Source organism: Bradyrhizobium sp. USDA 3262, assembly GCF_054060035.1.
Genome location: NZ_JBSSCT010000001.1, coordinates 4,982,635 through 5,002,664, shown reverse-complemented (window position 1 = coordinate 5,002,664; position 20,030 = coordinate 4,982,635). Strand labels below are relative to the sequence as shown.

Sequence of the window (20,030 nt, the reverse complement as noted above, 5' to 3'; positions counted from 1 at the left end):
ACAACAGGAGAAAACGTGATGGCGCGCATGGTTCGCCAATCCCTCGTCAAATTCGATGCACCGCTGTGCGAAACCATCGTCGACACGCCGAAGCCCCAGGGACGCGAAGTGCTGGTACGCATCGAGCGCTGCGGCCTGTGCCATTCCGATCTCCACATCCAGGACGGCTACGCCGATCTCGGCGGCGGCAAGAAGCTCGATACCACCCGCGGCATGACCCTGCCCTTCACGCTCGGCCATGAGATCGCGGGCGTGGTCGACGAGGTCGGCCCCGATGCGCCGAAGGATCTGATCGGGACGAAGAAGGCCGTCTTCCCCTGGATCGGCTGCGGCCAGTGCCGCGACTGCCTCGCCGGCGACGAGAATCTCTGCGTCAAGCAGCGCTTCCTCGGCGTCTCGATCGACGGCGGCTTCGCGACCCACGTGCTGGTGCCCGACGCAAAATATCTGCTCGATTACGATCCGCTGCCGGTCAACCAGGCCGCCACCCTGATGTGCTCCGGCGTCACCGCCTATGGCGCGCTGAAGCGCCTGGTCGATCGTCCGCGCCAGCGCAATTTGCTGCTGATCGGTCTCGGCGGCGTCGGCATGATGGGCCTGTCATTCGCACAGGCGATGTTCAAGCAGCCGATCACGGTCGCCGATCTCAGCCCTGCGGCGCGCGAGACCGCGCTGAAGAACGGCGCGGCGGCCGCCTATGACCCGGCAGAGCCCGATGTCGTCAAGCGCATGCTGAAGGAGAGCGACGGCGGCTTCGACGGCGTCGTCGACTTTGCCGGCAACGAGAAGTCGATGGCGTTTGCGGTGTCGACGGTCGCGCGCGGCGGCAAGATCGTGGTGTCCGGCCTGATGGGCGGCCAGTTCACGCTGCCGATGGTGCAGTGGGTGTACAAGCGCATGACCATCGAAGGCTTCATGGTGGGCACGCTGGCCGAAGGTCAGGAATTGATGGCGCTCGCCCGCGCCGGCAAGATCAAGCCGACGCCGATGAAGGAAGAGCCGATGGCCGGCGTCCAGAAATGGATCGACGAGCTGCGCGCCGGCAAGGTCGTCGGACGCATCGTCCTGAAGAACTAGAGCATGATCCGGAAAAGTGTGACGCGGTTTTCCGAAAGACCATGCTGAGACATGACGTCCCGCCGGTGCTGCTACCGCCGGCGGGACGCGGCCGCTCCGGTGGTACCCGACAGTCGAACGAAGCCGTCGTTCGGTTCGTGTTCCGCGGCCACCGGCCCGCCGCAATTGCGGCACCCCGCGAGCCCCAATTAAGCCCTACCCGTTCCGGATTTGCGGCGCATTGCGACCCAACTCTTTGCCGACATTGGAATCTCCAGCGTTTGCGTAAAAAAAGAGATACCGGGGACGCGTATGTCAAATCGTTCAGCGAAATTCGCTGCGGCGCTTGCCGCCAGCATGCTGGCCGGCGCCAGTTTCGGCGCCATGGCCCAGACCGCCGCCAATACGGCCAATAGCACCAACGCGGCGGACACCTGTCTGTCCGCGCCCAAGGGAACCGCGCCTGCGGGAAGCCACTGGTTCTACCATCTCGATCGCAGCAAGAAGAAGTGCTGGTATCTCGGCGAGGCCAAGAACAAGGCGGCCAAGACGGCGACCACGACCGCACAGCCGCCGCCGCCGGCGGCAGCCGCGCCCGATACCACAACGGCCGACGCGACGCCTCCACAGAGCCAGCCGGCGCCGCAGAGCCAGCCCGCGCCGCAGCAGCCGGCGATGCGCAAATCAGTCGCCGACGCCCATGCCGAATGGCCCTCACCGCAGGTCGCGGCTGTGCCTGCGCCAAGCGCCGACGCCACCCAGGTCGGTGGAACGGCAGCCGCCACCGATCCGGCAGCACCGGGTCCCAACGCCCAGCCGTCCGACGTGAACGCCAGGTGGCTGGATGCCTCGAGCATGGCCGGAACCAACGGAACCCGGCGCGCCGCGGACCCGCCGACCGTGGTCGCGCAGGCTGACGCGACACCGCAACAGGCGGCCGCGCCGGCGCCTGCCGCCACAGCCGAGGCGTCGGTGGAGAAATCATCGTCGACGCAGATGTTGCTGATCGTGATGGTTGGAGCGCTGGCGCTGGCCGGCATGGTCAGCGCGCTGGTGTTCGGGCTGACCCGCAGGCGCTCGGCGCCCTACCAGACCGAGGACGAGTGGCACGCGCCGTGGGATTCGCTGCACACCGAGCCGGCGCCCCCGATGGCAGTTGTCAGCCGGGACCGTCCGCTGCGTCTGTCCGAGGCTGCGCCGCGCCGCGCGGAGACGCCCGTGCCGCGCCATGCCGAGACGCCTCCCGCTCCACGCCGCGCCGAGACGGCGGCTGCTCGCCGGGAGGCTGCGCGCGATCGGGATCAAAGAGAGCAGGACAACAAGCAGATCGCCGCAATGCTGCAGCGGCTTGCGCGCAGCGCTGCGAACTAGAGTGCGCTGAAGGAAATGACCGTGATGCGATCCCCCGCGATCGCGTCACGGCTTCAACCTGCTACTTCTCGAGCTGACGCTGCAGGCCGCGCACGAATTCGGTGAGGCCGGTGCGGCGCTCGCGCTTGAGGCGCTCGGCCTTCAGGATCGACTGCACCTCGGCAAATGCATCGTCGACGTTGTGGTTGACGACGATGTAGTCGTATTCCGCCCAATGGCTCAGCTCATGACTGGCGCGGCTCATCCGTCCGCGGATGACCTCTTCCGAATCCTGCGCCCGGGTATGCAGCCGCTTCTCGAGATCGGCGGCCGACGGCGGCAGGATGAACACCCGCACCACATCGGCGCTGGCTTTCTGGTGGAGCTGTTGCGTGCCCTGCCAGTCGATATCGAACAGAACATCCTGCCCCACCGATAGGGCGGCCTCGACCGGCGCGCGCGGCGTGCCATAGCGATTGTCGAATACGGTGGCCCATTCGAGCAGTTCACCCTGCTCGACCATCGTCTCGAACTTCTTCTTGTCGACGAAGAAATAGTCGCGGCCCTCGACCTCGCCCGGCCGCATCGGCCGCGTCGTCGCCGACACCGACATCTTCAGGCCCAGCTCGCGCTCCAGCAGCATGCGCGACAGCGTGGTCTTGCCGGCGCCCGAGGGCGACGACAGGACGAACATCAGTCCGCGCCGCTCAACGCCGTCAAAACCCCGCGCCGTCATCATTCACTCCAGATTCTGGACCTGTTCGCGGAACTGCTCGACCACGTTCTTCATTTCAAGCCCGGTGTTGGTCAGCTCGACGTCATTCGACTTCGAGCAGCAGGTGTTCACCTCGCGATTGAATTCCTGGGCGAGGAAGTCGAGCCGGCGCCCGACCGGACCGCCCTTGCCGATCATCTCGCGCGCCTGGGCGATGTGCGAGGCGATGCGGTCGAGCTCCTCGCGGATATCTGCCTTGGTGGCGATCAGGATCGCTTCCTGGTTCAGGCGGTCGGCATCGAAGCGGTCGGAGGTCTCGAGCAGGGCCGCGATCTGCTCGGCAAGCCGCGCCTTGATCGCCTCGGGCTTGCGGCCGGGAGCGGTCTCGGCGCGCTTGGCGAGCCGCTCGATCTCGTCCATCCGCTGCATCAGGATCTGCCCCAGCGCATCGCCCTCGCGGCGGCGCATCTCGACAAGGCTCCCGAGCGCCTGCTCGAAGGCCATCGCTGCCGCCTCGCGCGCGGCCTTGTCCTCGTCCTCGTTGCTCTCGGGCTCGACCACCTCGATGACGCCCTTGATGCCGAGCAGTCCGTCGATGCTCGGTGCCACCGCGTCGATCCGCTGCGCGAGCGTGCCGGCGACCTTCACCACGGCGGCGAGCACGTCCTCATTGATCCGGATCGTCTGCGCCGCGTCGGTGCGCTTGACGCTGAGATTGGCGTAGACCGTGCCGCGCGACAGCAGCTCACCGGCCCGTTTCTTGGCAAGCGCTTCCAGTTCGTCCCAGCCCGGCGGAAGCCGCAACCGCAGGTCAAAGCCCTTGGCATTGACCGACTTCAGCTCCCACTCGAACGTGTAGGGACCGCTTGCGCCATGGCTTCGGGCAAAGCCAGTCATGCTCGACAGCGCCATCGCGTGAACTCTCCAACAGAAGGATATGGGACTCACCCGGAGCCTGCGAGACTCGTGGGGAGCCGGTGCGACCTTAAAACGGATTCCGTGAAAGTGGAATTACGTTCCACCTCCGGAAACGCAGAGCTACAGCATGATCCGGAAAAGTGTGAAGCGGTTTTCCGAAAGATCGTGCTCAAACAAGAAGCTAAAGCGCGACGATCGCATCGCGCTTTAGCGCTGCACCACCGGCGGCGAATTGGTCTGCTGGGCTGCGCCCTGCCGACCGCGCGGCGGCTTCTTTTGATTGGTGGGCTTCGGCGTCGTCGCCGTGGGATTGGTATCGGCGCCGGGCGCCGCGGCGGCAGGCGCCGGATCATCCGCGGGCTCGACCGTGTCGTTCTGGATCTGCTTCTCAGACGCGCGCAGCTTGGCGACGTTCTTCGCGTGCTGGTCGTAGGTTTCGGTGAAGGCGTGGCCGCCGGTTCCATCGGCGACGAAGAACAGGTCGCGGGTACGCGCCGGGTTGGCGGTCGCCTCCAGCGAGGCGCGGCCGGGATTGGCGATCGGCCCGGGCGGCAGGCCGTCGATCACATAGGTGTTGTAGGGCGACGGCTGCGTGATCTCGCTGCGCTTGATCGGACGGCCCAGCGTTCCCTTGCCGCCCACCAGTCCGTAGATGATGGTCGGATCGGACTGCAGCTTCATCCGCTGGCGCAGGCGGTTGACGAACACGGCGGCGACGCGGCTGCGCTCGTCGGCACGGCCGGTTTCCTTCTCGACGATCGAGGCCAGCGTCACCAGCTGGTCCGGCGATTTCAGCGGCGTGTCGGTGTTGCGGCGTTCCCAGATTTCGGCGAGCACGCGCTTCTGCGCCTGCTGCAGGCGCTGGATCACCTGGTCGCGTGTGGTGCCGCGCGGGAACTTGTAGGTCTCCGGCAGCAGCGTGCCCTCGCGCGGGATCTCGCGCACCGAGCCGGTGAAGATGTCGTTGTCGGACAGCCGCGTCACGATCTGCTCGGAAGTCAGGCCTTCCGGTATCGTGATGGCGTGCTGCACCACCTTGCCGTCGACGATGGTGGCGATGACGTCGCGCAGGCTGGCATTCTTCTGGAACGAATATTCGCCGGGCTTGAGATCGGAGCTTGCCTTCAGCGCGAACACGCCGCCGATGAAGACCCACGGATTGACGTTGATCACGCCCTCACGCGAGAGCACGTCGGCGATGTCACGCTTGCCGGCGCGCGCCGGGATGTTGACGATCTTGTCTTCCTGTAGCGGTCCCGGCGATTCCAGCGCCTGCTTGCCGTAGTAATACGTCGCTCCGGCGCCGATCATCAGGATGATCAGGATGGTGAAGATGGCATTGCCGACGATCACGAAGGGATTGCGGGCGCGATCCGAGCGCTTGGGCGGCGGCGGAAGCTGTTCGGGCTCCAGCGCGGCGCGTGGACTCCTCGGTGAAATGGGCGGCCTCTCACTCATCGATGCAAACCAATACCCTGCCGGTTGAATCGTGGCCGGACAAACCCCTGCCCTGCCAATAGCATACGCCCGCTATTAGGAGTCACCGCGGAATACGGCAAAACGGTGGACTAGTTCTAAAGACCTACTAATTGGTCACGCGCTGCACGATCACGGAGGCGTTTGTGCCGCCGAAACCGAAGGAATTGGACAGCGCCACATTGACGTCACGCTTGCGCGACGTATGCGGCACAAGATCGATCGCCGTTTGCACCGACGGATTGTCGAGATTGATGGTCGGCGGCACCACGTTATCGCGAATCGCCAGGATCGCGAAAATCGCCTCGATCGCGCCGGCCGCACCGAGCAGATGTCCGGTCGCGGACTTGGTCGACGACATCGAAACCTTCGAGGCCGCATTGCCGAGCAGACGCTCGACCGCGCCGAGCTCGATCTCGTCGCCAACCTGCGTCGAGGTGCCGTGCGCATTGATGTAGTCGAGGTCTGATGCCGCAAGGCCGGCGCGCTTCAGCGCCATGCTCATGCTGCGGAAGCCGCCATTGCCGTCCGGCGGCGGCGAGGTGATGTGGAAGGCATCGCCCGACAGGCCATAGCCAGTGACCTCGGCATAGATCTTCGCGCCGCGGCGCTTCGCGTGCTCGTATTCCTCGAGCACGAGGACGCCGGCGCCCTCGCCCATCACGAAGCCGTCGCGATCCTTGTCGTAAGGCCGCGATGCCTTTTGCGGGGTGTCGTTGAAGCCTGTGGACAGCGCACGCGCCGCGCAGAAGCCTGCGATGCCGATGCGCGAGATCGGCGATTCGGCGCCGCCCGCGACCATCACCTCGGCGTCGCCGAGCGCGATCAGCCGCGCTGCGTCGCCGACCGCATGCGCGCCGGTCGAGCACGCCGTGACCACCGCATGATTGGGTCCCTTCAGGCCGTGCTCGATCGAGACGTAGCCGGATGCCAGATTGATCAGACGGCCCGGAATGAAGAACGGAGAGACCCTGCGCGGACCGCGCTCCTTCAGCAGCACCGCGGTCTCGGCAATGCCGGTGAGGCCGCCGATGCCGGAGCCGATCATCGTGCCGGTGGCGAACTGGTCCTCATCCGACTTCGGATGCCAGTTGGCATCGTCCAGCGCCTGCTTGGCCGCGCACATCGCATAGAGGATGAAGTCGTCGACCTTTCGCTGGTCCTTCGGCTCCATCCACTGATCGGGATTGAAGGTGCCGTTGGAGCCGTCGCCGCGCGGAATGTAGCAGGCGACCTGGCTCGGCAGGTCGGACACGTCGAACGTGTCGATCGTCTTGCCGCCGCTGTCTCCAGCGAGGATGCGCGCCCAAGTTGCGTCAACGCCGCAGCCGAGCGGTGTAAGCATGCCCAGCCCCGTGACGACAACTCGTCTCATTTCCACGTCTCCGGCCAGCAATGCGCGGCTGATAATAAGAAGCCGGGGGACCGCTCGATCGCAGTCCGTCCGGCCCCGTCAAATTCGCGATCGGCGTCAGCTCTTCGCGTTCTTCTCGAGAAACTTGGTCGCGTCGCCGACGGTCAGAATCGTCTCCGCCGCGTCGTCGGGAATCTCGCAACCGAATTCTTCTTCGAATGCCATCACGAGCTCGACCGTGTCGAGGCTGTCGGCGCCGAGGTCATCGATGAAGCTCGCGCTATCGACCACCTTCTCGGGTTCGACACCAAGGTGCTCGACCACAATCTTCTTAACCCGCTCGCCAATCTCACTCATCGTTCAACCTCGTTGTTCCATTGGACCCGACCCCAAGACGATACGAGCCATCGTGGTCGTCTCGATTACTCAGTCGCGCATAGTCTTGATTCGGCCCGGTCGTAGCCGACTAAAGCCCCGGCGAACGGCAGGCGTCGCCACGCCAATATACAGGGTTTCAAAATCCTGCAATGGCGTTCTTTGCCCATCCACGGGGGCTTCAGCTACCATACTTCCCAAGCCTTGACTACACGCCTGAACCGGCTCCCGAAAACGGCTTTTCGCCGCATTGCGAGAGCCGGCCAGCAGCTCAAATCATAGCCATCCCGCCGTTGACGTGAATCGTCTGTCCGGTGACGTAGGCGGCCTCGTTCGAGGCCAGATAGACCGCCGCAGCAGCGATGTCCTCGGGCGTTCCGAGGCGCGCCGCAGGAACCTTCGCCAGGATGGTTTCGCGCTGCTTGTCGTTGAGCGCATCCGTCATCGGCGTCTTGATGAAACCCGGCGCGATGCAATTGGCGGTCACGCCGCGCTTGGCGTATTCGGCGCCCAGCGTCTTGATCAAGCCGATGATGCCGGCCTTCGACGCGGTGTAGTTGCCCTGCCCCGGATTGCCGGTGACGCCGACGATCGAGGTGATCGCGATGATGCGGCCGAAGCGCTTGCGCATCATCAGTTTGGTCGCGGCGCGCGCCAGGCGGAACGTCGCGGTCAGGTTGACCGCGATCACGTCGTCCCAATCCTCGTCGCGCAACTGCACGAACAGGTTGTCGCGGGTGATGCCGGCGTTGGCGATCAGGATGTCGACCTGCCCCATCGCAGCTTCCGCTGCCGGCACCAGCGCCTCGACATCATCCTTGCTGGAAAGATTGCAGGGCAGCACGTGCACGCGCTCGCCGAGCTTGGCCGCAAAGCCGTCCAGCACCTCGCGCCGCGTCCCCGAGATCGCCACCGTCGCGCCCTGCGCATGCAGCGCCTGCGCGATCGCGCCGCCGATGCCGCCGGTTGCGCCCGTGACGAGCGCCGTCTTGCCAGTCAGATCAAACATCGAATTCTCCTTCCGGCTGCTTCAAGCCGAAGCTGTGAGCGCGTCCTTGGCCGCAGCAATATCGTTCGGACCGCCGACTGACACGCCGACCGCGCCGTCGGCAATGCGCTTGACGAGGCCGCTCAGCACCTTGCCGGCGCCGATCTCGAAGAACCGCGTCACGCCGTGCCCTGCCATATAGGCGACCGACTCGCGCCAGCGAACCGTCCCGGTAACCTGTTCGATCAGGCGGCGGCGGATCTCGTCGGGATCGGTGATGGCGGAGGCCAGCACGTTGCAGACCAGCGGCGCCGCAGGCGCCTTGATGGTCACGCCGGACAACGCCTCTGCCATCGCATCGGCCGCCGGCTGCATCAGGTTGCAATGGAACGGCGCCGACACCGGCAGCAGCATGGCGCGCTTGGCGCCCTTGGTCTTGGCGATTTCGACCGCGCGATCGACCGCGGCCTTGTCGCCGGAGACCACCACCTGGCCGCCGCCATTGTCGTTGGCGGCCTGGCAGACTTGTCCCTGCGCCGCCTCGTTGGCGACCGCCACGGCGGTTTCGTAGTCGAGACCGAGCAGCGCGGCCATCGCACCGACGCCGACCGGCACCGCCTTCTGCATCGCGAGTCCGCGGGTGCGGAGCAGCCGCGCGGTGTCGCTGACGGAGAGGCTCCCGGCGGCAGCCAGCGCCGAATACTCGCCGAGCGAGTGCCCGGCAACAAAGGCCGCGTTGCGGCCGACCGAGAAGCCGGCCTCGCTCTCGAGCACGCGCAAAGTGGCGATCGACACCGCCATCAGCGCCGGCTGGGCATTTTCGGTGAGCTGCAATGTCTCGCCGGGACCGTCCCAGATGATCGCGGTCAGCTTCTCGCCCAGCGCGGAATCGACCTCGTCGAACACCGCCTTGGCCGCCGGAAAGGCGTCGGCCAGGGCCTTGCCCATGCCAACCGCCTGCGAGCCCTGCCCGGGAAACGTAAATGCTGCCGTCATCGGCGATCCCTACCTTGTTGAGCGTGATCTCCGCGCAGGCGCTTTAGGCCTGGCAGGGGAAAACGGTATCCGCGTCGCGCAAAACGCGCCACGGCGGGTCCGGGCCAATCCTTGCAAACCAAGCCTTAACAACCAGCCTTGGCAATCAGGCCTTGGCAACCAAGCCATGGCAGCCCAGCCTTGCAACCGGCCTCGGACCGGGCCGTAAGACACTGACGGAGGCGGTGCTGTCAAGCCGCGACGGAGGAACCCTGGGGATGCCGGTCCGGCTCCGGGCTAGAACCCGCCGGCATTCTGGTCGGCGTTAACCTTGGCGCCGGCCCTCGCCCGGCGTGCACTGTTGACCAGCTGGCCCGGACGATCCTCGTTGGCGGGCCTGGCGGTCGCAAGCCGCAGCACGGCGGCGTAGCCCGGCTGCACTTCCATCCGGCCAGCATAGCGGCTTTCGCTCAGGATGCGGTGGACGCGCGGCAGGTTGTAGCAGGGCACGTAGAACAGCAAATGATGCTCGAGGTGATAGTTCACGAAGTACGGCGCGATGAACAGACGCTCGAGGACGTTGGCCCGCGTGGTGCGGGTGTTGCGCAGGGGATCGGAGCTGTCAGGCACGACGGCGTGTTCGGCGATGTTGCGGATGCGCGTGATCACCATCATCCAGGTCAGCAGCGGCACCAGCCACAACAGCGGATAGGCCCACCACACGCCCGCGGCGGCGAGCCCCGCGAACAGCAGCGCGTTGGTGACGCATTGCGGCCCGAGCTTCTGCCAGAAGTTGGCGGCGCGCCGCGACAACGGCCACTCCTTCGGCCCGATCGCATTGAGCAATTGCGCCTTGCGCTGCTGGTAGCCGGTCTGCCCGGTGATATCGCGGAAGAACTTTCGGCGGTAGCTCATCTTCGTGATCGGAAACGGCGCCGACAGCACGAGATCGGGATCATCCTCCTGCTGCGTCCGCGCATGATGCTGCAGATGATAGCGGCGATAGCCGCGGGTCTCCGCGAAGATCGGATAGGCGCACAACCACTGGCTCAGCGTCAGATTGGTCCTCTCGTCCGCCGACAGACAGCCGTGCGCCCCGTCATGCATCAGGATCGCGAGCCCGAGTTGGCGCGAGCCGATGATCGCAACCGCGAGCAGATAGGTCAGCGGATTGGGCCACCACGCGACCAGCGCGATCGCGCCCAGGATCAGCGCCCAGGCGTGCACGATCAGGGCTGCGCCCTTCCACGTCGTGCGCTCGCGCACCGCGACCAGTTCGTCCTCTGTCAGGAAATCGCGGGCTCGCATGCGAAGCGCGGTCATGTGCTTGTCTCCCCGTCCGTTGAGGATGAAGTGTTGGGATCGCCGACCAGGCGCAGACGCGTCGCATCATTGGCCGACGTCGAAGTTGATGTCGCCTGCTCGCCGAGCGCGCGCAGCAATTCGCGGCACATTTCCTCGGAGCCACGGCCCATGGCGAAACCTTCGACGATCACGCCGATCGCAATCGCCCAGAACCGCCGCGAGCTCTCCTCGGGCGCGCGCAGCGAGCGCCAGCCATGGCGCTCGACCTGGCCCGCATAGGCGCGCGCGCCTTCGCTGTGCAGGCGTTCGATGGTGCGCTCGACGAGGGGCGCGAGGTCCTGCCGGCGCCGCGTAAGGGTCAAGGCCTCCGCGAAAAAGGCGACCGTGTCGGTCGCGGTCACGGTCTCGGCCAGGGCGTGGGTGTAGTCCCGCGGGGTGTGGGCATTCAGGGCGGCCTGTTCGGTCGCGCGCGCGAGATAGAGCATGTCGCGGCTGGCCGCCTCGACGAACAGCGCTTCCTTGGTGCGGAAGTAATAGGTGATCTGGCTCGGAAAGGCGTCGGCGGCCGCGGCGATATCGGAGATCGAGGTGCCCGAGAGCCCGCGCTCCTTGAACAGGCGGCTGGCGGCATCGAGCAGCAGCGAGCGCATCTTGCGCCCCGCCGACCGCGTCGCGCGGGCCGCGTGCTTCGGATCGGGCGCAGACGTGCCGCTGGCGGTCTCCGAACCCATACCTCTCGTCCTCCCGGAGATATTTGTATGATATACAAACAAAGAAATCAACGGGAAAACGCCTGAGGTTGCCTCAAACGGCCTGGAGGGCTACGACGCCTCGCGCATCCGGAGGCCGAGAACCCTTGCTTTCGCGGCCAAAATCCGTATAAGCGCGCCATTCGTGGGCTCCGGCCGGGAGCTGAACGGACGGTCTCAGCAAATTCACCTGTTGATTTTGATGTGGCAGGGCCAGTCGGCCCGTCGTCCCGTGCTCCCGCCTTCTGAGCAGCTCGAGTCCTTTCCGAAGGTCTCGAAGGGCTTGTCGCCGGAAACCCGCGCCAACACAGGAAAGGACAACCATGCCTCTTTACGAGCATGTTTTTCTCGCGCGTCAGGATGCGAGCACCCAGCAGGTGGATGAACTGACGGCCCAGATGACGGGCATCGTCGAACAGGGCGGCGGCAAGGTCACCAAGACCGAGAGCTGGGGCGTGCGCTCCCTCACCTACCGCATGAACAAGAACCGCAAGGCGCATTTCGTGCTGATGAACATCGACGCACCGTCGGCTGTCGTCACCGAGATCGAGCGTCAGGAGCGGATCAACGAAGACGTCATCCGCTATCTCACCGTGCGCGTCGAAGAGCATGAGGAAGGCCCGTCCGCGATGATGCGCAAGGCCGACCGTGACCGCGAGCGCGATGACCGTGGTGGTGGCTTCCGTGGCGACCGCGAAGGCGGCTTCCGTGGTGACCGCGATGGTGGTGGTTTCCGTGGCGACCGTGGCCCGCGCCGTCCGCGCGAAGAAGAAGCTGCGACCGAGGAGTAATGAATCATGGCTGATGCTGGTGCCCGCCGTCCGTTTTTCCGTCGTCGCAAGTCCTGCCCGTTCACGGGCGCGAATGCGCCGAAGATCGACTACAAGGATTCCAAGCTGCTGATGCGTTACGTCTCCGAGCGCGGCAAGATCGTGCCGAGCCGCATCACGGCCGTGTCCGCCAAGAAGCAGCGTGAGCTCGCCCGCGCCATCAAGCGCGCGCGCTTCCTCGGCCTGCTCCCTTACGTCATTCGCTAATTGACGACGGCCGGCGGCACGCGCCGCCGGCCGCTCATTCTCATAAGGCTTCCGGGTCGTCCGGTCGCCGATGGTTGGGGTTCTCGATGCAGGACCCCTAACCGCTCGAAGGGGGCGGGACAGCTGATGATCGGAATATTCACCGTTGCACTCGCAGCCGGCGCCGCGTCGGCGCTGATGTTCGCCTCGATCAGTTCGGGCGCGCTGATCTCGATATTGCTGTTCTATCTCGCATCGCTGCCGATCATGGTGGCGGCGCTCGGCTGGGGCCCCCTCACCGCCGCTATTGGTGGAGTGGGTGCGGCATCCGTGCTCGGCACGATCTTCGGCCTTCCCTACAGCATCGCGTTTGCGATGATGGTCGCCGTGCCCGGCTGGTGGCTCGGCCACCTCGCCCTGCTCGGACGGCCGATCGCGGGCGCAGCCGGCGACAGCGCCAAGCAGCAGCCGCCTGCGCTTGAATGGTACCCCGTCGGCCGCATCCTGCTCTGGATTGCAGCCTTCGCCATCGTCACCACGACCGCCGCGCTGCTCACGCTCGGCACCGATACCGACACGATCACCGGCACGCTGCGGCGCGGCCTGCTCAAGATGCTCAGCGCCGGCGAAGCGCAGCCCAGCGGTGACATCGAACGGCTGGTCGACGCGTTGGTGATCTTCGCGCCGCTCGCGGCGACGGTCATCTCCATGGTGACGCTGACGCTGAACCTTTGGCTCGCCGGCAAGATCACGCAAACCTCCGGGCGACTGAACCGACCGTGGCCGGAGTTCCGTCGCACCGCGCTCCCCGCCGTGACGCTGGTCGCGCTGATCGTGGCGGTCGGCGCCAGCTTTGTCGGCGGCATGCTTGCGCTGCTGGCGCAGATCGTCGCGACGGCGCTCGTGATCGCCTATGCGCTGATCGGCTTCGCGGTGCTGCACACCTTGACGCTGTCGCTCGCCAATCGCGGCTTCTGGCTCGGCGGCGTCTACGCCGTCGTCGCCATGTTCGGCTGGCCAATCGTGGCGATGTTCGCGCTTGGTATCGCCGACGCCGTGTTCGGGCTGCGCCGGCGCTATCTGCAGACAAGACCGCCGCCTTTGCCCGCGGCCTGAGATTCGATCCAACCACTTAAACCCGTACTTAGCATCTAAAGGAGAACGAAAATGGAAGTCATTCTGCTCGAACGCGTTGCCAAGCTTGGCCAGATGGGCGAAGTCGTGCGCGTCAAGGACGGGTTCGCCCGCAACTTCTTGCTGAAGCGCGGCAAGGCGCTGCGCGCCACCGAGGCGAACCGCGCCAAGTATGACGGCATGAAGGCCGAGCTCGAGGCCAACAACATCAAGGCCAAGGGCGAAGCGTCCGTGGTCGCCGAGAAGATCGACGGCCGCGACATCGTCATCATCCGCCAGGCTTCCGAATCCGGCCAGCTGTTCGGCTCGGTCACGGTGCGCGACATCGTCACCGCGCTGGCCGCCGACGGCGTGACGGTCTCCCGCCCGCAGGTCTGGCTCGACTCGCCGATCAAGGTGATCGGCGCGCAGAAGGTGACGATCGCGGTTCACCCCGAGGTCGAGACCAGCGTCACCGTGACGGTCGCCCGCTCCGCCGAAGAGGCCGAGCGGATCAAGCGCGGCGAGGACATCTCGACCCGCCAGGAAGACCAGGACGCTGCCGCCGAGGCGCTCGCCGCCGCCGGCGAATTCTTCGATCCGGAGGCCCAGCACGACGAGGAAGCTGCGCCGGCTCCGGCCGCCGAAGAGAAGTAAGCGAGTCCTCATCGCGCAATCGACTGAAGCCCGGCCCTAATCAGGCCGGGCTTTGGATTCGTGCCGCCGCCTTGTCGTCGAGCATGGCGATCGACGCCAACGCGGTCGCGGTGTGCTTCTCCTTGCCGTCGATGACGCAGAACACGTCGGCCGCAACGACGGCGACCTGACGTCCCGGCTTGATCACCCGCGCCCGGCAGATCAGACGATCGCCCGACGCCGGCGACAGCAGGTTCAGCTTGTACTCCGCCGTCAGCGCCGGCTGGCCGCGCGACGTCGCCGCCGCGATCGTGGTGGCGTTGTCGACCAGAAACGCCGTCACCCCGCCGTGAAACAGCCCGTGCTGCTGCAAGAGCTCCGGACGGCGGTCGACCGCGAGCGTGCACGTGCCGCGCGACAGCTCGGCCACCTCGGCACCGACAAGACCCATGAAGCCCTGCCGGCCGACATTGTCGCGAATTCGTGTCGCGATCGGTGCAAAGTCCGGATCGGTCTCACTCATGAAGTCCCTCCTGCTCGCTCCGGCGCACCCGGCGCCACCACCGCGCGGATCGCGCAGGCGATCAGCGTCTCGACCTGTTCGCGCGGATCGCCGGTATGGCGGCCCGACAGCCAGGCGCGGCAGAAGATCTGCGCCGGCCCGATGATCTGGCTGAAGAACAGCACGGCGCTCATCGGCAGCAATTCGCCACGCGCGAGCAGCGGCGCGCGCCAGCGCTCGATGCCATCGGTGAGCCGCGAATTCTCGCTGCGCTGCGCGCCGCGCACCTCCTCGCTGCGCGAAATCTCGAACAGGAAGCGCGCCTCGCGCCGGTTGCTCACGACCCAATCGAGATGGGCGTGGATCAGCCGCGCGACGCCCTCGCCGGCGCCGCAGCTGTCGTCGACCGAGGTGATGATCGCGGCGTGATAGGCCTGCAGGATTTCCAGGAACAGGGTCCCGGCGAGCTCCTTCTTCGAGGCGAAGAAGTGGAAGAAGCTGCCGTTGGACGCGCGGGCGCGGGAGCGGATCTCGGCCACCGTGGCGCCCTCAAAGCCGTCGCGGTCGAACACCGCCAGTCCCGCCGCCAGCAGATCTTCGCGCGCCGTGCTCAAGTCGTCCTCCCCTAGATTGACACTCTAGAGCGCTACTCTAACGGTGGTCAAACGAATACGCCGGACCTTGCGGCCCGGCGTTGGCGATCATTTCGAGGTCGGGGCTTCCGGTGGGCCGGAGCCAGGCGTCGTGGGCGGAGGTGGCGGCGGCGCGGTCGCAGTCACCGGCGGCGCGGCCGGCGCCGGAGCGGGTGTTGCGGCTGCGGCCGGCTCGGACGCGGCAGGCGCCGCTGCCGCAGGCGCCGGTGCGACCTGCGGAACCGGATCGGATCGCACGGCAGCCGGTTCGCCGCCGCCATTGCTCTTCGGCGCGTCGACCTTTGCCGTGTCGGGCTCGGCGGCGGGCTTCGCCGGCTTCTCGGCTTCACCCTTGTCATCATGCCTGGTGGACGTCTTGGGTTCGGTCTTGGGCTCTGTCTTGGGCTCGTCGCTGGTCGCCGCGCCCTTGGGCGTCTCCTCGGACTTCGGCTCCTCGACGGGCTTGCCGCGACGCCCGTGCTTCTGACGCGACGGCTTGCCCTCGCCCGCGGCCTGCGGCGTCTGGCCGTCGTCCGGCTTCGCGCCCTCCGGCGCCTCGCTCGGGCGCGCCATCCGCTTGCCGTGGCGACCCGGACGCCCTTCGGGATTCAAGCCATCGGCGTCGGGTTTGGCACCTTCCTGCGGCGCGGCATCCTGGTGCCGTCGGCGGGCCGGACGCTCGGACGGCTGCTCCGGCGACTGGTTGGCTTCCTGCCTGCCGTCCCGGCCCTTGGCGCCCTCCTTGGCCCCCTTGGGCTGATCCTTGGCCTGATAGCGCGGGTCGTTGGCGCCGTTCGAAATCAGATAGGACGCAAGCACGCCGGCCATGTCGCTGGACGTCGTGTAGTGCTGGCGCAGGAAGCCCGGCAGCGAACCGGCCGGCACCGACTTCAGCAGGCCGCGCGGGCTCTTGTGGCAAGCAGCGCAGGTGCTTGCGAAGATCTGGGAGGGGCTCTTGCCGGCCTCGAGGTTTTGCGCTTGCGCCGAAACGGCTGACAGGCAGCCAATCAGAAGCGCCACCGTCGCCAGACTGAGGGCTCGGCTCAACATTCCTTAAGTCTCCAGATTCCGGAAAAATCGCCGCCAGCGCCTGATGGATCGGCCGCGGCGGTCACCTTTTAGCCGATTATCGCGCGAATGGAAGCGCGCCCATGACGCATCCACGCAATTGTCACATTTTGGAATATCGGCTTTGACCACAACGCTATAGCGCGATCTAATTCCCTGCCTATCTTGAGGTTGGGGACACATTGGGGTGATCAGCTCCGGTGGTGTCGGTGTGCAGCTTGCCGTTCCGTTGGTGTTTCGATGGACCGATTGTTGCGATACTTCTTGGGGCGCTTCATCCGCCGCGGTTCGATCACGTTCACGACCGCGAGCGGCGCTCAATTCACCTGCGGTGACGGCACGGGCGTACCGGTCGCCGTGCGCTTCATGACGCGGGCGGCCGAACTCCGCATCCTGGTCGATCCCGAACTTTATCTCGGCGAAGCCTTCATGGACGGCACGTTCGTGGTGGAGCAAGGCACCATCGCCGACGTGCTGGCGGTCCTGATGGGTCAGGCAGCCATGCTGCCGAACTTTGCCAGGCTGCAGGCCTGGGTGCGCTTCGTCGGACGCCGCGCCCAGCAGATCAATGTGCGCGGCCGATCCAGGAGCAATGTCGCCCGTCATTACGATCTGGACGGCCGCCTCTATTCCCTCTTCCTCGACGCGGACAAGCAATACAGCTGCGCCTATTTCGAGACGCCGGACGCCACCCTGGACGATGCGCAACTCGCCAAGAAGCGTCACCTCGCCGCAAAACTCCTGATCAGGCCCGGGCACCGCATCCTCGACATCGGTTCCGGCTGGGGCGGCCTTGGGCTCTATCTCGCCGAGATGAGTGGCGCCGATGTCACCGGCGTCACGCTGTCGACCGAGCAGCTGCAGATTTCCAACGCGCGGGCGACGGAGCGGAACCTGGCGCACTCCGCGCGTTTCCTGATGCAGGACTACCGCGACATCCCCGGACCGTTCGACCGCATCGTCTCGGTCGGCATGTTCGAGCATGTCGGGGTCGCCTTCTATGAAACCTTCTTTGCGCGCTGCGCCGAACTCTTGAGCGACGACGGTGTCATGGTGCTGCATTCGATCGGGCGCTCGACCGGCCCCGATGTCACCAGCCCCTGGATCCGGAAATACATCTTCCCCGGCGGCTACATTCCGGCGCTGTCCGAGGTCATGCCGGCGATCGAGAAGGCCGGTTTGCTGATCTGCGACATGGAGATCCTGCGCCTGCACTATGCCGAGACGCTGAAGGCGTGGCGCGAGCGCTTCATGGCGCGGCGCGAGGAGGCAGTGCGGCTCTACGACGAGACCTTTGCCCGGATGTGGGAATTCTATCTGGCAGCCTCGGAGATGTCGTTCCGCGTGCAGAACATGATGAACTTCCAGCTGCAGCTCACCAAGCGCCAGGGCGTCGTGCCGATGACCCGCGACTATATCGGTGGCGAAGAAGCCCATCTGCGGCTGAAGGAGGCCGGCGCGGCCAAGCCCCGGCTGCAACTCGCCGGCGAATAGGTCTGACGGAACAGGTGCTGCTAGTTGCGCAGGCTGTAGACCGACCTGCAATGGGCGAAGGTCGGCGCGGGACGGGCCAGATGTGCCGCGGCGGCGGAAATCAACTGGGCATCGCAGGGACCATTGCGGACCTCCGGACGCGCCGCCTGTTCCATCGCCTCGACAAGCGAAGCCAGCCAGCGGCGGTCCATGCCACCTGCCCGGCCAAGCCCTGATCGCGCTGTCTGAAACTCTCGAGCCATCGCCGCCGTATCTTCCCTGAGCGGAGACAACCCGGAATCCGCCGGGTCGTTCCCGCGAACCTGCCGCAAAAAAAATGCGGCGCATGTGATCTGCTTCACAGAGGTCTGTCCCGGGCTGTCGTAGTGGTCCGGAATGACCCGAGAAACACGCCAGACGATGTTGGACCCGCAGCGCGATATCGCGACCGACTACGCCCTGATCGCCACTGGCGTGGTGGCCGCCTTGATCGCGCTGGCCTTCCTCATCCTGGTCTGAGAAATCGACGCCAACAGCCGCCTCGCCCCTCCATGGGTCCGCTCGCCTGGCAAAAGGTTCAGGCTGCGTCCGATTTTTGCCAACGACTGTGCTGATCGGCCGGGTCCCGCCCGGTTTCGGACAAAACCCCCGTCAAGCGGAATGCATCCGACTGTTTCGGATTCACACCTCGCGTTGTGTGAATCGTGCATAAGAAACATCCGTCCTTTCGCTTCGTGCCGGGCTGGCGCTTCATCGCGCCCCCACATCCGAAAATCTCAGTAACGACGAAATCAGAAGAATAAGCTCGTCCATGGCCTTGATTGATTCGAACGTCCACAAGCTCGCGCCCGACGCCGCATCCCCGGCCTACCGGAGTGCGCCGCACAACATCGAAGCGGAACAGGGCCTTCTGGGCGCAATCCTGGTCAATAACGACGCCTTCTACCGGGTCTCCGATTTCCTGGAGCCGAAGCACTTCTTCGAGACCATCCATCAGCAAATCTATGAAACCGCCGGAAGCCTGATCCGGATGGGCAAGGTCGCGAACCCCGTGACCTTGAAGACGTTCCTGCCGGCCGAGCTCGACATCGGCGGCATGACGGTCGGTCAATACCTCGCCCGGCTTGCCGCCGAAGCGACCACCATCATCAACGCCCAGGACTACGGACGCACCGTTTACGACCTCAGCCTGCGCCGCAACCTGATCCAGATCGGCGAGGACATCGTCAACGTCGCCTACGACGCGCCGGTCGACTTCGCGCCGCGCGCCCAGATCGAGGATGCCGAGCGGCAGCTCTACGGCCTTGCTGAAACCGGCCGCTATGACGGCGGCTTCCAGCGCTTCGCACAGGCACTGACGATCGCCGTCGACATGGCGGCGAAGGCGTTCCAGCGCGACGGCAAGCTGTCGGGCATTTCGACCGGTCTGCGCGACCTCGACGCCAAGATGGGCGGCCTGCAGCCGTCCGACCTCATCATCCTCGCCGGCCGTCCCGGCATGGGCAAGACATCGCTCGCCACCAACATCGCCTACAACATCGCCAAAGCCTATGTGCCCGAGGTCCAGGCGGACGGCACCACCAAGGCAGTCAATGGCGGCTGTGTCGGCTTCTTCTCCTGCGAAATGAGCGGCGAACAGCTCGCCACCCGTATTCTCGCCGAGCGCACCGGCATCCCCTCGAGCCACATCCGCCGCGGCGGCATCAGCGAACTGGATTTCGAGAAGATCCGCGACTGTTCGATCGAGCTGCAATCGCTGCCCTTCTACGTCGACGAAACCGGTGGTCTCTCGATCTCGCAGCTCACCGCGCGGGCGCGACGGCTCAAGCGCCAGAAGGGCCTCGACCTGATCGTGATCGACTACATCCAGCTGCTGCAGGGCTCGGGCAAACGCGGCAACGACAACCGCGTGCAGGAAATCACCGAGATCACCACCAACCTGAAGGCGCTGGCCAAGGAACTGAACGTTCCGATCATCGCGCTGTCGCAGCTGTCGCGTCAGGTCGAAAATCGCGACGACAAGCGGCCGCAGCTGTCCGACCTGCGTGAATCCGGCTCGATCGAGCAGGACGCCGACGTCGTGATCTTCGTCTATCGCGAAGAATACTACCTCGCCAACAAGGAGCCGCGCGCGGGCACGCCGGAATATGAGAAGTGGCAGATGGACATGGACCTTGCCCACGGCAAGGCCGAAGTCATCATCGGCAAGCAGCGCCACGGCCCGACCGGCACGGTCGATCTGCACTTCGAGGCCAGCGTCACGCGCTTCGGCGACCTCGCACCCGACGGTCAGGTTCCGGATCACGGCCACTGAGATCCGGACTCGGTT

At 65.7% G+C, this 20,030-nt stretch carries 22 protein-coding genes; 9 read left to right on the top strand and 13 right to left on the bottom strand.

What is annotated here, in order from left to right; genetic code table 11:
- Positions 1-18 precede the first annotated feature (18 nt).
- Together ACVWYP_RS22915 and ACVWYP_RS22910 are read left to right on the top strand one after the other, a co-directional pair.
- Entirely contained in the window at positions 19-1,077 is a 1,059-nt protein-coding gene (locus tag ACVWYP_RS22915) for an alcohol dehydrogenase (RefSeq protein WP_304499961.1), read from the top strand.
- 291 nt (positions 1,078-1,368) lie between these two features.
- Positions 1,369-2,427 (top strand): hypothetical protein, encoded by a 1,059-nt coding sequence (locus ACVWYP_RS22910; RefSeq protein ID WP_453946039.1) that lies wholly within the window; start codon positions 1,369-1,371, stop codon positions 2,425-2,427.
- Positions 2,428-2,488: 61 nt separating this feature from the next.
- On the opposite strand, the gene gmk is transcribed toward ACVWYP_RS22910, so the two are convergent.
- The 9 genes from gmk to ACVWYP_RS22865 form a co-directional block, all read right to left on the bottom strand.
- Complete coding sequence (gmk, locus tag ACVWYP_RS22905) at positions 2,489-3,142, bottom strand: guanylate kinase (RefSeq protein ID WP_304500286.1); 654 nt, start codon at positions 3,140-3,142, stop codon at positions 2,489-2,491.
- Positions 3,143-3,145: 3 nt separating this feature from the next.
- A complete protein-coding gene (locus tag ACVWYP_RS22900) occupies positions 3,146-4,033 on the bottom strand; it encodes a YicC/YloC family endoribonuclease (RefSeq protein WP_172648060.1) in 888 nt (295 codons plus the stop codon).
- A gap of 213 nt (positions 4,034-4,246) precedes the next feature.
- Positions 4,247-5,497 (bottom strand): endolytic transglycosylase MltG, encoded by a 1,251-nt coding sequence (mltG, locus tag ACVWYP_RS22895; protein WP_016844279.1) that lies wholly within the window; start codon positions 5,495-5,497, stop codon positions 4,247-4,249.
- Between the two features lie 127 nt (positions 5,498-5,624).
- Positions 5,625-6,890: a beta-ketoacyl-ACP synthase II gene (fabF, locus tag ACVWYP_RS22890; protein WP_028344799.1), complete on the bottom strand. Its 1,266-nt coding sequence runs from the start codon at positions 6,888-6,890 to the stop codon at positions 5,625-5,627.
- Between the two features lie 96 nt (positions 6,891-6,986).
- Complete coding sequence (locus ACVWYP_RS22885; protein WP_002716125.1) at positions 6,987-7,226, bottom strand: acyl carrier protein; 240 nt, start codon at positions 7,224-7,226, stop codon at positions 6,987-6,989.
- A 289-nt stretch (positions 7,227-7,515) separates the two neighbouring features.
- Positions 7,516-8,253 (bottom strand): 3-oxoacyl-[acyl-carrier-protein] reductase, encoded by a 738-nt coding sequence (gene fabG / locus ACVWYP_RS22880; protein WP_024581467.1) that lies wholly within the window; start codon positions 8,251-8,253, stop codon positions 7,516-7,518.
- Positions 8,254-8,274: 21 nt separating this feature from the next.
- Positions 8,275-9,228 (bottom strand): ACP S-malonyltransferase, encoded by a 954-nt coding sequence (gene fabD / locus ACVWYP_RS22875; RefSeq protein WP_028344798.1) that lies wholly within the window; start codon positions 9,226-9,228, stop codon positions 8,275-8,277.
- A gap of 276 nt (positions 9,229-9,504) precedes the next feature.
- Complete coding sequence (locus tag ACVWYP_RS22870; protein WP_304499959.1) at positions 9,505-10,530, bottom strand: fatty acid desaturase family protein; 1,026 nt, start codon at positions 10,528-10,530, stop codon at positions 9,505-9,507.
- The gene (locus ACVWYP_RS22865) at positions 10,527-11,243 is read right to left on the bottom strand and encodes a TetR/AcrR family transcriptional regulator C-terminal domain-containing protein (protein ID WP_304499958.1); all 717 of its coding nucleotides are present in this window, start codon (positions 11,241-11,243) and stop codon (positions 10,527-10,529) included. The genes ACVWYP_RS22870 and ACVWYP_RS22865 overlap by 4 nt, the downstream gene beginning before the upstream one ends.
- Before the next feature lie 341 nt (positions 11,244-11,584).
- Here ACVWYP_RS22865 and rpsF point away from each other — a divergent pair, with 341 nt between their 5' ends.
- The 4 genes from rpsF to rplI all read left to right on the top strand — a co-directional run bounded on the left by rpsF (position 11,585) and on the right by rplI (position 14,047).
- Positions 11,585-12,052, top strand: coding sequence for a 30S ribosomal protein S6 (gene rpsF, locus ACVWYP_RS22860; RefSeq protein ID WP_026192679.1), 468 nt, complete (start codon positions 11,585-11,587; stop codon positions 12,050-12,052).
- A 6-nt stretch (positions 12,053-12,058) separates the two neighbouring features.
- Positions 12,059-12,298: a 30S ribosomal protein S18 gene (gene rpsR / locus ACVWYP_RS22855; protein ID WP_016844287.1), complete on the top strand. Its 240-nt coding sequence runs from the start codon at positions 12,059-12,061 to the stop codon at positions 12,296-12,298.
- A gap of 126 nt (positions 12,299-12,424) precedes the next feature.
- The gene (locus ACVWYP_RS22850; RefSeq protein ID WP_304499957.1) at positions 12,425-13,393 is read left to right on the top strand and encodes a YybS family protein; all 969 of its coding nucleotides are present in this window, start codon (positions 12,425-12,427) and stop codon (positions 13,391-13,393) included.
- Positions 13,394-13,444: 51 nt separating this feature from the next.
- On the top strand, positions 13,445-14,047 hold the full coding sequence (gene rplI, locus ACVWYP_RS22845) for a 50S ribosomal protein L9 (RefSeq protein WP_212057593.1): 603 nt from the start codon (positions 13,445-13,447) through the stop codon (positions 14,045-14,047).
- A gap of 40 nt (positions 14,048-14,087) precedes the next feature.
- Here rplI and ACVWYP_RS22840 read toward each other — a convergent pair whose 3' ends face one another.
- The 3 genes from ACVWYP_RS22840 to ACVWYP_RS22830 all read right to left on the bottom strand — a co-directional run bounded on the left by ACVWYP_RS22840 (position 14,088) and on the right by ACVWYP_RS22830 (position 16,210).
- A complete protein-coding gene (locus ACVWYP_RS22840) occupies positions 14,088-14,549 on the bottom strand; it encodes a PaaI family thioesterase (RefSeq protein WP_028344793.1) in 462 nt (153 codons plus the stop codon).
- Positions 14,546-15,142 (bottom strand): TetR/AcrR family transcriptional regulator, encoded by a 597-nt coding sequence (locus ACVWYP_RS22835; protein WP_304499956.1) that lies wholly within the window; start codon positions 15,140-15,142, stop codon positions 14,546-14,548. Before ACVWYP_RS22835 ends, ACVWYP_RS22840 begins: the two co-directional genes overlap by 4 nt.
- An 87-nt stretch (positions 15,143-15,229) precedes the next feature.
- Positions 15,230-16,210, bottom strand: a complete 981-nt coding sequence (locus ACVWYP_RS22830) for a hypothetical protein (RefSeq protein ID WP_304499955.1) — start codon at positions 16,208-16,210, stop codon at positions 15,230-15,232.
- A 258-nt stretch (positions 16,211-16,468) separates the two neighbouring features.
- Here ACVWYP_RS22830 and ACVWYP_RS22825 point away from each other — a divergent pair, with 258 nt between their 5' ends.
- Entirely contained in the window at positions 16,469-17,722 is a 1,254-nt protein-coding gene (locus ACVWYP_RS22825) for an SAM-dependent methyltransferase (protein ID WP_304499954.1), read from the top strand.
- 20 nt (positions 17,723-17,742) lie between these two features.
- Here ACVWYP_RS22825 and ACVWYP_RS22820 read toward each other — a convergent pair whose 3' ends face one another.
- Positions 17,743-18,063, bottom strand: coding sequence for a hypothetical protein (locus ACVWYP_RS22820; RefSeq protein ID WP_304499953.1), 321 nt, complete (start codon positions 18,061-18,063; stop codon positions 17,743-17,745).
- 34 nt (positions 18,064-18,097) lie between these two features.
- Between ACVWYP_RS22820 and ACVWYP_RS22815 the strand changes: the two genes are divergently transcribed.
- Positions 18,098-18,220, top strand: a complete 123-nt coding sequence (locus tag ACVWYP_RS22815) for a hypothetical protein (protein ID WP_304499952.1) — start codon at positions 18,098-18,100, stop codon at positions 18,218-18,220.
- Between the two features lie 292 nt (positions 18,221-18,512).
- A complete protein-coding gene (locus ACVWYP_RS22810; RefSeq protein ID WP_028344789.1) occupies positions 18,513-20,015 on the top strand; it encodes a replicative DNA helicase in 1,503 nt (500 codons plus the stop codon).
- The last annotated feature ends 15 nt before the right edge of the window (positions 20,016-20,030 follow it).

What these genes read in the sequence shown, in the direction of transcription:
- ACVWYP_RS22915 (WP_304499961.1), top strand. Translation starts at nt 19, where the DNA reads ATGGCGCGCATGGTTCGCCAATCCCTCGTCAAATTCGATGCACCGCTG.
- ACVWYP_RS22910 (WP_453946039.1), top strand. Translation starts at nt 1,369, where the DNA reads ATGTCAAATCGTTCAGCGAAATTCGCTGCGGCGCTTGCCGCCAGCATG.
- gmk (WP_304500286.1), bottom strand. Translation starts at nt 3,142, where the DNA reads ATGACGGCGCGGGGTTTTGACGGCGTTGAGCGGCGCGGACTGATGTTC.
- ACVWYP_RS22900 (WP_172648060.1), bottom strand. Translation starts at nt 4,033, where the DNA reads ATGGCGCTGTCGAGCATGACTGGCTTTGCCCGAAGCCATGGCGCAAGC.
- mltG (WP_016844279.1), bottom strand. Translation starts at nt 5,497, where the DNA reads ATGAGTGAGAGGCCGCCCATTTCACCGAGGAGTCCACGCGCCGCGCTG.
- fabF (WP_028344799.1), bottom strand. Translation starts at nt 6,890, where the DNA reads ATGAGACGAGTTGTCGTCACGGGGCTGGGCATGCTTACACCGCTCGGC.
- ACVWYP_RS22885 (WP_002716125.1), bottom strand. Translation starts at nt 7,226, where the DNA reads ATGAGTGAGATTGGCGAGCGGGTTAAGAAGATTGTGGTCGAGCACCTT.
- fabG (WP_024581467.1), bottom strand. Translation starts at nt 8,253, where the DNA reads ATGTTTGATCTGACTGGCAAGACGGCGCTCGTCACGGGCGCAACCGGC.
- fabD (WP_028344798.1), bottom strand. Translation starts at nt 9,228, where the DNA reads ATGACGGCAGCATTTACGTTTCCCGGGCAGGGCTCGCAGGCGGTTGGC.
- ACVWYP_RS22870 (WP_304499959.1), bottom strand. Translation starts at nt 10,530, where the DNA reads ATGACCGCGCTTCGCATGCGAGCCCGCGATTTCCTGACAGAGGACGAA.
- ACVWYP_RS22865 (WP_304499958.1), bottom strand. Translation starts at nt 11,243, where the DNA reads ATGGGTTCGGAGACCGCCAGCGGCACGTCTGCGCCCGATCCGAAGCAC.
- rpsF (WP_026192679.1), top strand. Translation starts at nt 11,585, where the DNA reads ATGCCTCTTTACGAGCATGTTTTTCTCGCGCGTCAGGATGCGAGCACC.
- rpsR (WP_016844287.1), top strand. Translation starts at nt 12,059, where the DNA reads ATGGCTGATGCTGGTGCCCGCCGTCCGTTTTTCCGTCGTCGCAAGTCC.
- ACVWYP_RS22850 (WP_304499957.1), top strand. Translation starts at nt 12,425, where the DNA reads ATGATCGGAATATTCACCGTTGCACTCGCAGCCGGCGCCGCGTCGGCG.
- rplI (WP_212057593.1), top strand. Translation starts at nt 13,445, where the DNA reads ATGGAAGTCATTCTGCTCGAACGCGTTGCCAAGCTTGGCCAGATGGGC.
- ACVWYP_RS22840 (WP_028344793.1), bottom strand. Translation starts at nt 14,549, where the DNA reads ATGAGTGAGACCGATCCGGACTTTGCACCGATCGCGACACGAATTCGC.
- ACVWYP_RS22830 (WP_304499955.1), bottom strand. Translation starts at nt 16,210, where the DNA reads ATGTTGAGCCGAGCCCTCAGTCTGGCGACGGTGGCGCTTCTGATTGGC.
- ACVWYP_RS22825 (WP_304499954.1), top strand. Translation starts at nt 16,469, where the DNA reads ATGGACCGATTGTTGCGATACTTCTTGGGGCGCTTCATCCGCCGCGGT.
- ACVWYP_RS22815 (WP_304499952.1), top strand. Translation starts at nt 18,098, where the DNA reads ATGACCCGAGAAACACGCCAGACGATGTTGGACCCGCAGCGCGATATC.
- ACVWYP_RS22810 (WP_028344789.1), top strand. Translation starts at nt 18,513, where the DNA reads ATGGCCTTGATTGATTCGAACGTCCACAAGCTCGCGCCCGACGCCGCA.